The 11,781-nt window shown below is 60.0% G+C and carries 8 protein-coding genes; all 8 read right to left on the reverse strand.

What is annotated here, in order from left to right; all coding sequences use genetic code 11:
- Positions 1-101 precede the first annotated feature (101 nt).
- The 8 genes from moaA to KGA81_RS06780 all read right to left on the reverse strand — a co-directional run bounded on the left by moaA (position 102) and on the right by KGA81_RS06780 (position 11,581).
- Positions 102-1,094 (reverse strand): GTP 3',8-cyclase MoaA, encoded by a 993-nt coding sequence (gene moaA / locus KGA81_RS06745; RefSeq protein ID WP_223545116.1) that lies wholly within the window; start codon positions 1,092-1,094, stop codon positions 102-104.
- Between the two features lie 25 nt (positions 1,095-1,119).
- Positions 1,120-2,076, reverse strand: coding sequence for a peptidylprolyl isomerase (locus KGA81_RS06750; protein WP_223545117.1), 957 nt, complete (start codon positions 2,074-2,076; stop codon positions 1,120-1,122).
- 10 nt (positions 2,077-2,086) lie between these two features.
- On the reverse strand, positions 2,087-2,767 hold the full coding sequence (narI, locus tag KGA81_RS06755; protein WP_223545118.1) for a respiratory nitrate reductase subunit gamma: 681 nt from the start codon (positions 2,765-2,767) through the stop codon (positions 2,087-2,089).
- Complete coding sequence (gene narJ / locus KGA81_RS06760) at positions 2,760-3,515, reverse strand: nitrate reductase molybdenum cofactor assembly chaperone (protein ID WP_223545119.1); 756 nt, start codon at positions 3,513-3,515, stop codon at positions 2,760-2,762. The genes narI and narJ overlap by 8 nt, the downstream gene beginning before the upstream one ends.
- Positions 3,516-3,517: 2 nt before the next feature.
- On the reverse strand, positions 3,518-5,056 hold the full coding sequence (gene narH, locus KGA81_RS06765; RefSeq protein WP_223545120.1) for a nitrate reductase subunit beta: 1,539 nt from the start codon (positions 5,054-5,056) through the stop codon (positions 3,518-3,520).
- 1 nt (position 5,057) lies between these two features.
- Positions 5,058-8,831 carry a nitrate reductase subunit alpha gene (locus KGA81_RS06770; RefSeq protein WP_223545121.1) on the reverse strand — a complete coding sequence of 1,258 codons (3,774 nt, stop codon included), beginning with the start codon at positions 8,829-8,831 and terminating at the stop codon, positions 5,058-5,060.
- 70 nt (positions 8,832-8,901) lie between these two features.
- Positions 8,902-10,299 carry a NarK family nitrate/nitrite MFS transporter gene (locus KGA81_RS06775; RefSeq protein WP_223545122.1) on the reverse strand — a complete coding sequence of 466 codons (1,398 nt, stop codon included), beginning with the start codon at positions 10,297-10,299 and terminating at the stop codon, positions 8,902-8,904.
- Positions 10,277-11,581, reverse strand: coding sequence for an MFS transporter (locus tag KGA81_RS06780; protein ID WP_223545123.1), 1,305 nt, complete (start codon positions 11,579-11,581; stop codon positions 10,277-10,279). The genes KGA81_RS06775 and KGA81_RS06780 overlap by 23 nt, the downstream gene beginning before the upstream one ends.
- Positions 11,582-11,781: the final 200 nt, after the last annotated feature.

The raw sequence follows: 11,781 nt of genomic DNA on the forward strand, positions 1-11,781 counted from the left end.
GATCGATATCAAGATTTGGCGGTGAAAAAATCGTCCGATGACGGCTTGGATCCTGTGGCAAGTGAGGATCCAGCGTGTTCTTACAAACCGTACCGATCAGCTCAACCGCCACTCATGTTCATGAACCGCACAATCTGCACCTCCCCTTCCGGACTGAAGTCATGGCGCAACGGCTTGCCGCGCAACGCCTTCTGCACGGCATTGATCACGGGTTGATCATCCAACGGATATCGCCGCAACAATCCTCTTAAATCCAGCGCGTCCTCCTGCCCCAGACAAAGCAACAGCTTCCCTTCAACGGTCATCCGTACCCGATTACAGCTGCCACAGAAGTTGTGACTGTTGGGTGAAATGAAACCGATCCGGGTATCGGGATGGCGTTCCAGGCGCACGTAGCGCGCCGGTCCGCCACTGTTTTCAGTGCTGTCGAATAACCGATACTGGCTGGCGATCAGCGTGCGTACCTCATCACTGGAACAAAACGATTCACCCCGGGAACGACCGACCTCGCCCAAGGGCATTTCTTCGATGAAACTGATATCGATGCGCCGGTCGATGGCGTATTGCACCAACGCTGGCACTTCATCAAAGTTGCGCCCTTTCATTACCACGCAGTTGAGTTTGATCCGCTCGAACCCCGCGTCCCGCGCAGCTTCAATGCCGTTAAGCACCTGATCGAGATCGCCGATGCGGGTGATCGCGCGAAACTTCTGCCCGTCCAGGCTATCGAGGCTGATGTTCATCCGTTTGACCCCCGCCTGCGCCAATGGCCGGGCCAGACGGCTCAATTGCGAGCCGTTGCTGGTCATCACCAGTTCGCGCAAACCGGGCAGCGCGGCGATGCTGCGGCACAGTTCGACAATGCCTGGACGAATCAGTGGTTCGCCGCCGGTGAGGCGGATCTTACGCACGCCCAACCCGACGAACAGCGTCGCCAGACGCTGCAACTCCTCCAGCGTGAGCACCTGCTGACGCGGCAGGAAGGTCATGTTTTTCGCCATGCAATACACACAGCGAAAATCACAACGGTCCGTCACCGACATCCGCAGATAATCGATCTGCCGTCCAAAACCATCCTGCATGACAGCGTTCATCACATCTCCCGGTTTGTCGCGATGCTCACTGCACCAGCGGTGAATCGGCGCCCTGCAAGTGGATGCCGCGAATATCCGCCGCTCCGATCAGGGTTTGCAGATACTGCACCAGGGCTTTTTGCCAGACGCCTTGCTGCAACTGCGTGCGAATCGCCGTCGACACCACTTCATAGGGCAACGGCATGCCTTCGATCCGCTGATCGACACTGACCACATGCCAGCCATAACGACTTTCCAGAGGTTTGCTGGCCAGACCCGGCGCCAGGGTGAACAGCTGACGTTCCAGTTCCGGCACGGTCTGGCCCTTGCTGATCTGCCCCAGAGCCCCCCCTTGCGCTTTCGACGGGCAGGCCGAGTATTTCACCGCCAGCTCGGCGAAACTGCCTGGGGAATTCTCCAGCCGTTGCAGCAGGATTTCAGCCTGGACATGCGCAAGGGCGCGGGCCTCGGCGTCGTCCGGCGCGCATTCGAGAAGGATATGTCGCACCGCCAGCAATGGCGCGCTGTGAAAACGCCCGCGATTGTTTTCGTAGTAGCGCAGACTGGTTTCTTCGTCGCACTGCGGCACATGCACCTCCCGCTCGAGCAACAAACGCGTAGCCGCTTCTTCTTCGTTCTCACCGGCGCCGATCTCCAGCGACAAGCCGAGTTCGGCAATGCGCTGCTGCAACAACTCGCGGATCACCAGCGCCCTGGCGGCCAGATAGACCGCCTCTTCACGGCTTTCGGCCGGGTGATATTGCAGCTCCCGGGCCATGGCTTCCGGGGTGATCGACACCTCGTTGACGCTGATGATCGGCCACTCCTGTTCGCTGCTGGCGATCAACTGCGCCGGGGCGTCTTCGGCCGCCGCGGGCTCAACCGGCAGTGCTTCAAACGGCGCGATGTCGACAACATCCGGCCCCGAGGACTCTGCATTTCTGGAAGAGCCGCAGCCACCGCTGCCGCCACTACCGCCGCCACATCCACATCCACCTGACATGATGTTCTCCTCAGACTTTCTGCCGAACGATTTGATAACGACGACCCAGGTACCAGACCGGTGCACTGATCATGTGGACGAGTCGGGTGAAGGGAAACAGCACGAACAGGGTCAAGCCGAGAAACACGTGCAGTTTATAGGTCAGCCCGACCGGCGCGATGGACGCCGCCGCCTCCATCGGCCGCAACAGCACGGTGTTCTGCGCCCAGTTGGCGAGCATGACCATTACCGAGCCATCCATATGCGCGGTGGACGCGGCGATCGTCAGCAGACCGAGCAACAATTGCGCCAGGAGCACCAGCAGAATCAGGATGTCCGAAGGGCTGGAGGCGGCACGTACCCGAGGATCGGTGAGCCGCCGATTGACCAGCATCAGCAAGCCGATCAGGCACAGCAGGCCGAAGAACCCGCCGGAGACCATCGCCAGCAACTGCTTGTTCTCGGTGCTGATCACATGGTGATAAACCGATGCTGGCGTCAGCAGGCCAACGAAATGCCCGGCCAGCACAAACAGCACACCGATGTGGAAGAGGTTGCTCGCCATGCGCATGCCGCGCTGGTTGAGCATCTGGCTGGACCCAGCCTTCCAGGTGTACTGCGACAGATCGAAACGGGCCCAACTGCCAATCAGGCAAATCGCCAAAGCGACGTAGGGATAGATCCCGAACAACAACAGGTTCCATTTAGACATTGCCTACCTCCTTGGCCGGCACGGTCGCCAACCCTTCATGCTGAAAATCCACCCAGTGCAACGGCACCGCGCTTTCCTCCCGAGCCTTGCCCGGTGCGCTTGGCAGTCCACTGCAACGGTCCTGCTGTTCGGCCTGGAGAAAGTCCACGGCCTCCTCTTCCCAGATTTTGTCGAGGGCTTCGAGGGAGTCGTCGCGCGGTTCCGCCGCCACCTGCGCCCGCAGGTCGGCCACTGCCTGATGGGGCTCGGCCCCGGCGATTTGCAGCAGCGCCCGGAAGCAGCTGGCATAAGCACTTTCGCGCTCCTCCAGACGCGCCGCGAGCAACGCCAGCAAATGCGAAATGTCCGCCAGGCCCTCGCGGGCCTCGAGGTCTTCGCGGGTGGACAGGAACTCCAGGTACAGCGGGATATAGTCCGGCAGCTCCTTGACACCGATGGCAAAACCGGCGGCTTCGTATTGCGCCATCATGTCGACCATCGCCTGGCCACGGTCACGGGATTCGCCGTGCACATGTTCGAACAACAGCAGCGACAGCGAACGACCTCGACCGAACAGCGCACCGTAGTGCTCCTGCCCATCCATCAGGTCATTGGCACAGATCAGCTCGAGCAATTCGAACAACGCGCCGCGCTGTTTAGGGCTGATTTCCCGTGACTGGATGATCGCCCGCTCCAGTTCGTCGCGACCGCCAATCAGCGTCTCGGTCGGGTAATCGAGCAGCAGCGAAATCACTTTGAGAATCTGCATGCTCATTCCTCCCACAACTGCACGGTTTTCAGGACGTCGCGGCGGTTGGCTTTCTTCGCACCGAACATGTTGGTGTCGGAACTGCCGCTGCAGCCGCTGCCGAAACTGAAGCCGCAACCGGAGCGCTCGGCAAAGGCGTCGCTCATGGCGTCTTCACGGTGGGCGCTCGGTACCACAAAGCGGTCTTCATAGTTGGCAATCGCCAGGTAGCGATACATCTCCTCGACCTGCGCCACGCTCAAGCCGACATCCTTGAGCACTTGCAGGTCCTGAACGCCATCGACTTGCTCGGAACGTTTGTAGGCGCGCATCGCCAGCAAGCGTTTAAGCGCACGCTTGACCGGTTTTTCATCGCCCGCCGTCAGCAGGTTGGCCAGGTACTTGAGTGGAATACGCAGGCTGTCGACATCCGGAATCACGCCGTTCATACCCACGGTTCCGGCAGCGGCGGCGTTCTGGATCGGCGACAGCGGCGGCACGTACCAGACCATTGGCAAGGTACGGTATTCCGGGTGCAGCGGCAGTGCGAGTTTCCAGTCCACGGCCATTTTGTAGACCGGCGAACGCTGGGCGGAATCGATCACCGACTGCGGCACACCATCGGCCAGGGCCTGGCGAATCACTGCCGGGTCGTTCGGATCGAGGAAGATCTCCAGTTGTTTCTCGTACAGATCCTGCTCATTGGCGGTGCTCGCCACTTCGCTGATGCGGTCGGCGTCATACAGCAGCACACCGAGGTAACGGATACGTCCGACACAGGTTTCGGCGCAAACAGTCGGCATCCCGGCTTCGATACGCGGGTAGCAGAAGATGCACTTCTCGGACTTGCCGCTCTTCCAGTTGAAATAGATTTTCTTGTACGGGCAGCCGCTGATGCACATCCGCCAGCCACGGCACTTTTCCTGGTCGATCAGGACAATCCCGTCTTCTTCACGCTTGTAAATCGCCCCGCTCGGGCACGACGCTGCGCACGCCGGGTTCAGGCAGTGCTCGCACAGGCGCGGCAAATACATCATGAAAGTGTTTTCGTACTCGCCGTAAATGTCCGCCTGAATCTTGTCGAAGTTCTTGTCCTTGCGACGCTTGGCGAACTCGGTGCCGAGGATCTCTTCCCAGTTCGGGCCCCACTCGATTTTCTCCATACGCTTGCCGGAGATCAGCGAACGCGGACGTGCCGTTGGCTGGTGCTCGCCCAGCGGCGCGGTGTGCAGGTGCTGGTAATCGAAGTCGAACGGTTCGTAGTAGTCGTCGAGGCTCGGCAGGTCCGGGTTGGCGAAAATATTCGCCAACACGCGGAATTTACCGCCGATGCGCGGGTTGATCGTGCCGTTGGCATTGCGGATCCAGCCGCCCTTCCACTTGTCCTGGTTTTCCCATTCTTTCGGGTAGCCGATGCCGGGTTTCGATTCGACGTTGTTGAACCAGGCGTATTCCATGCCTTCACGGCTGGTCCAGACGTTTTTGCAGGTGATCGAACAGGTGTGGCAACCGATGCACTTGTCCAGGTTCAGCACCATGCCGATTTGTGAGCGAATCTTCATCTCAGTTCTCCTCGATATCGGTCGGCAGAGGACGCGGCAGGTCATCGCCGCTTGAGCCATCGAGCCAGTCGACTTTGGCCATCTTGCGTACCACGACGAATTCATCGCGGTTGCAACCGACCGTGCCGTAATAGTTGAAACCGTAGGCTTGCTGGGCATAGCCACCGATCATGTGGGTCGGCTTGAGCACCACGCGGGTGACCGAGTTGTGGTGACCGCCACGGGTCTTGGTGGTTTCCGAACCAGGCACGTTCACGATCCGTTCCTGGGCGTGGTACATGATCACCATGCCGTCCTTGACCCGCTGGCTGACCACCGCCCGGGCGGTCAGCGCGCCGTTGGCGTTGAAGCATTCGATCCAGTCGTTGTCCTCGATGCCGGCGCGTTTCGCGTCGTTCTCCGAGAGCCAGACAATCGGCCCGCCGCGGCTGAGGGTCAGCATCAACAGGTTGTCGCTGTAAGTGCTGTGGATGCCCCATTTCTGGTGCGGAGTGATCCAGTTCAGGACGATTTCGGTCTCGCCGTTGCTGCGCTTGCCTTTCACCCCTTCGATGGTGCGGGTGTTGACCGGCGGGCGATAACTCATCAGTTGCTCGCCGAACGCCTGCATCCACGGGTGATCCTGGTAGAACTGCTGGCGACCGGTGATGGTGCGCCATGGGATGGCTTCGTGAACGTTGGTGTAGCCGGCGTTGTAACTGACGTGATCGTCTTCGAGACCCGACCAGGTAGGGCTGGAAATGATCTTGCGCGGCTGCGCCTGAATGTCGCGGAACCGAATCGCCTCGTGCTCCTTGGATACCGCCAGATGGCTGTGATCGATGCCGGTAAATTCCGACAACGCAGCCCAGGCCTTGACCGCAACATGGCCATTGGTTTCCGGCGCCAGGGACAGAATCACTTCAGCGGCATCGATCGCCGTGTCGATTTTCGGCCGACCCTGGCTGATACCGGCATTGCCTTCTTTGTGATTGAGTTCACCGAGGAATTTCACTTCGGTTTCGGTGTTCCAGTTAATGCCCTTGCCACCGTTGCCGTGTTTTTCCAGCAATGGCCCGAGGGACGAGAACTGCTTGTAAATGTTCGGGTAATCACGCTCCACCACATGCAGGTTCGGCGCGTTCTTGCCTGGCTCCGGGGCCACGCCGGCACTTTTCCAGTCGGTGCCGCCAAACGGTTGGGCCAGTTCGCCGACGCTGTCGTGCATCAGCGGGATGGTCACCAGGTCCTTCTCAACGCCCAGATGCCCTTCGGCCATGCTGGAAAACGCCTTGGCGATGCCTTTGTAGATTTCCCAGTCGGAACGCGATTCCCACGCCGGGTCGATGGCGGCCGACAACGGGTGAATGAACGGGTGCATGTCCGAGGTGTTCATGTCGTCTTTTTCGTACCAGGTGGCGGTCGGCAAGACGATGTCGGAATAGACGCAGGTCGACGACATGCGGAAGTCCAGCGTGGTGACCAGATCGAGCTTGCCGATAGCGCCCTCGTCCACCCATTCGGCTTCTTCGGGTTTGCAATCGCCGACCTGGCCGATGTCCTCGTTCATCACCCCGTTCCTGGTGCCGAGCAGGTACTTGAGCATGTACTCGTGGCCCTTGCCCGAGGAGCCCAGCAGGTTGGAACGCCAGATGAACATGTTGCGCGGGAAGTTCACCGGGCTGTCCGGCTGTTCACAGGAAAAACGCAGCGAACCATCCTGCAGCGACTTGACCACGTAGTCTTTGGGGTCCATGCCGGCCGCAGCCGCATCACGGCAAATGTGCAAAGGGTTAGTGTTGAGTTGCGGTGCGCTGGGCAACCAACCGGCGCGTTCGGCGCGGATGTTGTAGTCCAGGGCATGCTCGGGAAATTGTGATTTATCGGCCAAAGGCGAGAGCACGTCGTGCATGCTCATCTTCTCGTGGCGCCATTGCGAACTGTGGGCGTAGAAGAAGCTGGTGCCGTTCATCTGCCGTGGCGGACGGTTCCAGTCCAGGCCGAATGCCAGGGGTAGCCAGCCGCATTGCGGACGCAGTTTTTCCTGACCGACATAGTGCGCCCAACCGCCACCGGTCTGGCCGACACACCCGCAGAGCATGAGCATGTTGATCAGCCCGCGGTAGTTCATGTCCATGTGGTACCAGTGGTTCATCGCCGCACCGACGATGATCATCGAGCGACCACGGGTCTTGTCGGCGTTGTCAGCGAACTCACGGGCGATCTGGATCGCTTTCTCACGGCTGACGCCGGTGATCTGCTCCTGCCAGGCTGGAGTGCCCGGCACCGAGGCGTCGTTGTAATCCCTGGCAACGTTAGCGCCACCCAGGCCACGATCGATCGCCAGGTTGGCAGCCGACAGGTCGAACACGGTGGCGACCTTGGCCACGCTGCCGTCTGCCAGCACTACGTTGTGCACCGGCACGCGGCGGTATTGCACGGCATCGCCAGCGACGTGCTGAAAGTGCTCGTGGGACTCGCCGGCGAAATACGGGAACGCCACTTCGGCGACGTCATCGCCGATCAGGCTCAGCTTCAGATCGATCTCACGGCCTTCGCCACCTTCACGAGGCAGGATGTTCCACTTGCCCTTCTCGCCCCAGCGATAGCCGATGGAGCCCTGAGGAGAAACCAGTTCACCGCTGACGTCCAGGGCGATGGTTTTCCATTCCGGGTTGTTTTCCTGGCCGAGGTTGTCGGTCAGGTCGCTGGCGCGCAGGAAGCGATCGGGCTGGTAACCGGCGCCTGGCGCCATATCGACCATTTGCTTGAGCAGCACCAGCACCGGCAAATCGGTGTAGCGCTTGGCGTAGTCAGTGAAATAAGCGCTTGGTTTGTCCAGGTGGAATTCTTTGAAGATCACATGATTGAACGCCTGGGCCAGTGCCGCGTCGGTGCCCTGCTTGGGGTTCAGCCACAGGTCGGTGAGCTTGGCGACTTCCGAGTAGTCCGGGGTGATCGCCACCGTTTTGGTGCCCTTGTAGCGGACTTCGGTAAAGAAGTGCGCGTCGGGGGTGCGGGTCTGCGGGACGTTGGAACCCCAGGCAATGATGTAGTTGGAGTTGTACCAGTCGGCCGATTCCGGCACGTCAGTCTGCTCGCCCCAGACCATCGGCGAGGCCGGTGGCAGGTCGCAGTACCAGTCGTAGAAACTCAGGCACGCGCCACCGATCAGCGACAGGTAACGCGCACCTGCGGCGTAGCTGACCATCGACATGGCCGGAATCGGCGAGAAACCGACGATCCGGTCCGGGCCGTATTGCTTGATGGTGTAGACGTTGGACGCGGCAATGATCTCGTTGACTTCCTCCCAGCTGGAGCGAATGAAACCACCCATGCCGCGCTTGCTTTTATAAGAATCGGCCTTGACCTTGTCCTCGACGATACTCGCCCAGGCTTGCACCGGTGCCAGGGTCTGCCGTGCCTCACGCCAGAGCTTGAGCAATGGCTTGCGGATTTTCGGGTACTTGAGCCGGTTGGCGCTGTAGATGTACCAGCTGTAACTGGCGCCACGCGGGCAACCGCGCGGTTCGTGGTTGGGCAGATCATTGCGGGTGCGCGGGTAATCGGTCTGCTGGGTTTCCCAGGTGATCAGGCCGTTTTTGACGTAGATTTTCCACGAGCACGAGCCGGTACAGTTCACCCCGTGGGTGGAGCGCACGATCTTGTCGTACTGCCAGCGCGAACGGTAGACGTTCTCCCAGTCGCGAGACTCTTTGCGGGTCTCTCCATGTCCATCGGAAAACTCGTTTTGCTTACGGTTGAAAAACCGCAATTGATCCAGTAAATGACTCACGGTGTAGTCCTCTCAGGCTTTGCTGCGGGGTTCTGTGCCCCGCCCACGCAATGGTTGGATTCGGGTCGGCTTAGCAGGGAGTTGCAGCGCCTTTGCGCGCGTACCACCACCAGGTCACCACGATGCAGCTCAGGTAAAAGCCGACGAACATGTAGAAGGCCATCTCCGGGCCGCCGGTCAGGGCCATCGAAGAGCCAAATGATTTGGGAATGAAGAACGCACCGAAGGCGCCCATCGCCGAACTGAAGCCCAAGACCGCGGCCGATTCCTTGCCGGCATCCTTGAGTGCCTGTTCGCGTACGGCTGGCGATTTCCCGGCCGAGGCTTTTTCGTGCTGCGTGCGGAAGATCACCGGGATCATCCGGAAGGTGGAGCCGTTGCCCACGCCAGTGGTAATGAACAGCAGCATGAACAGGCCGAGGAAGCCGTAGAAGTTGCCGCCGGTACCGTTCTGCGGCAAAAAGTGCATCACGCCGAAGACCATCGCGATCATTAGCACGAAGTTCCACAGGGTCACTTTCGCGCCACCGAGCTTGTCCGCCAACCAGCCGCCCAATGGCCGTACCAGCGCACCCACCAGCGGGCCGAGGAAGGCGAACTTCAAGGCGATGACGTCAGGAAAGGAGGTTTTGATCAGCAGCGGAAACGCCGCGGAAAAACCGATGAATGAACCGAAGGTCGCCAGGTACAACCAGCACATCAGCCAGTTGTGCTTGCGTTTGAAGATGACGGCCTGTTCGCTGAAAGAGGCCCGGGCACTGGACAGGTCATTCATGCAGAACCAGGCCAGTACCGTCACCAGGACAATAAACGGCACCCAGATGAACCCGGCGTTCTGCAGCCATAACTGACCACCGTCCGGCAACGCTTGCGGCGAGCCGCCCATGAAGCCGAACACACTGAAGGTAATCACCAGCGGCACACAGAACTGCATCACCGAGACGCCCAGGTTACCCAGCCCGGCGTTGAGGCCAAGGGCCGTGCCCTGCTGGGACTTGGGATAAAAGAAGCTGATGTTGGACATGCTCGAGGCGAAGTTGCCGCCACCGAAACCGCATAGCAAGGCAATCAACACGAAAACGCTGTACGAGGTGCTCGGATCCTGCACGGCGAAGCCCATCCAGATCGATGGCAACAGCAGCGACGCGGTGCTCAGGGCGGTCCAGCGCCGGCCGCCGAAGATCGGCACCATAAAGGAATAGAAGACCCGCAAGGTCGCACCGGACAGCCCCGGCAACGCCGCCAGCCAGAACAGTTGGTCGGTGGTGAAGCTGAAGCCGATGGCATTCAATCGCACAATTACCGTGCTCCAGACCATCCACACCGCAAAGGCCAACAACAGCGCAGGAATGGAAATCCACAAGTTGCGAGTGGCGGTCTGTTTGCCGCTGCTTCCCCAGAACGCGGGGTCCTCGGGGCGCCAGTCATGAATGACCGGGCCTTTGTCAGGCGTTTGCAGAACGGACATGTTCTTCTCCTTGGGCAATGCTGGAAATCGGGGACGGAGTCAGCAGCGGCGCTTTACCCAGCACCGGGCTTTTGCGTATTTCGCTGAAGTACATCCAGGTGAGGGAGACCCAGACCACGCCGTACATCAACATGAAGCAGGAAGAGCGCACGCCGGTGAGATCCACCAGGGCGCCGAACAGGATCGGCAGCACAAAACCGCCCAGGCCACCCGCCAGGCCGACGATGCCGGACACCGCGCCCATGTTTTTCGGGTAGTCATTGGCGATGTATTTGAAGACCGAAGCCTTGCCGAACGCGAAGGCGACGCCCATGACGAACAGCAGTACGGTGAACAGCGTGGGGCTCAGGCCAATATGGAAATCCAGCGGGCCATTGATGGTCTGCACTTGCAGTTGGGTCTGGGGATACGAGAGCAGGAACAGGCAGATCCAGCTGACCCACAACACCCACCAGGTCACGCTTTGCGCGCCCCAGCGATCCGACATCCAGCCACCGACGGCGCGCAGCACGCCACCGGGCAGGGAAAAACAGGCCGCCAGCAGCGCCGCGCTTTGCAGGCTGAAACCGTATTCCTGCACGTAGTACTTGGTCATCCACAGTGCCAGGGCGACGTAGCCGCCGAAGACGATCGAGTAGTACTGGCAGTAGCGCCACACCGCAGGGTCTTTCAGCGAGCGCAGTTGCTCACGCAAACTGGCACCCGAGGCACTGCGGTGGTCCTTGTTTTCGGCACTGAGTAACCAGAATGAAAGCGCGGTGATAAAGAGGATCGCGCTGAAGACTTTCGGCACCAGTTGCCAACTGCCGGCCGCAATCAGTGCTGGCGCGAGGAACTTGGTCACCGCGGCCCCGGCGTTACCGGCACCGAAAATGCCCATGGCGAAGCCTTGGTTCTCCTTGTCGAACCATTTGGCGACGTAGGCAATTCCCACGGAAAACGAGCCGCCGGCCAGGCCGACGAACAAACCCAGCACCAGGAACTGCCAGTAGGCGGTGGCATGGCTGATCAGATACAGCGGTGCGACGCAGGCCAGCATCAGCAGGAAGAACACACTGCGCCCGCCAAAACGGTCGGTCAGCAAACCCAGCGGCAAACGCACCAACGAGCCAGTCAGTACCGGGGTCGCGGCCAGCAGGCCGAATTGGGTTTCGTTGAGCTGGAGCAGTTCCTTGATCGGCACTCCGAGCACGGCGAACATCATCCAGACCATGAAGCACACAGTGAAGGCCAGCGTGCTCATGCCCAGCACCAAGCCTTGTCGTACACGCGGTAGGTTCACAAATGCTCTCCAGTCAGTCAGCCATGCCGGCAGACTAGAGAGGCCAACCCCGCAAAAACTTGACCCAGGTCAACGAACGCCTAGGGGACCCAAGCCTATGCTTGCACTGCCTACCTCTTAGGAGGTAGCCCAATAAAACCTTAAAACCCTTTATTTATCAGCTTGTTAAGGGGTCTAACCAACGTTTTTTCTGACACGGA

Source organism: Pseudomonas sp. A-B-19 (genome assembly GCF_019947515.1).
Taxonomy (GTDB): Bacteria; Pseudomonadota; Gammaproteobacteria; order Pseudomonadales; family Pseudomonadaceae; genus Aquipseudomonas.

Bases quoted from the DNA above. Each gene is read 5' to 3' on its own strand.
- KGA81_RS06750 (WP_223545117.1), bottom strand. From the start codon at position 2,076: ATGTCAGGTGGATGTGGATGTGGCGGCGGTAGTGGCGGCAGCGGTGGC.
- narJ (WP_223545119.1), bottom strand. From the start codon at position 3,515: ATGCAGATTCTCAAAGTGATTTCGCTGCTGCTCGATTACCCGACCGAG.
- moaA (WP_223545116.1), bottom strand. From the start codon at position 1,094: ATGAACGCTGTCATGCAGGATGGTTTTGGACGGCAGATCGATTATCTG.
- KGA81_RS06775 (WP_223545122.1), bottom strand. From the start codon at position 10,299: ATGTCCGTTCTGCAAACGCCTGACAAAGGCCCGGTCATTCATGACTGG.
- narI (WP_223545118.1), bottom strand. From the start codon at position 2,767: ATGTCTAAATGGAACCTGTTGTTGTTCGGGATCTATCCCTACGTCGCT.
- narH (WP_223545120.1), bottom strand. From the start codon at position 5,056: ATGAAGATTCGCTCACAAATCGGCATGGTGCTGAACCTGGACAAGTGC.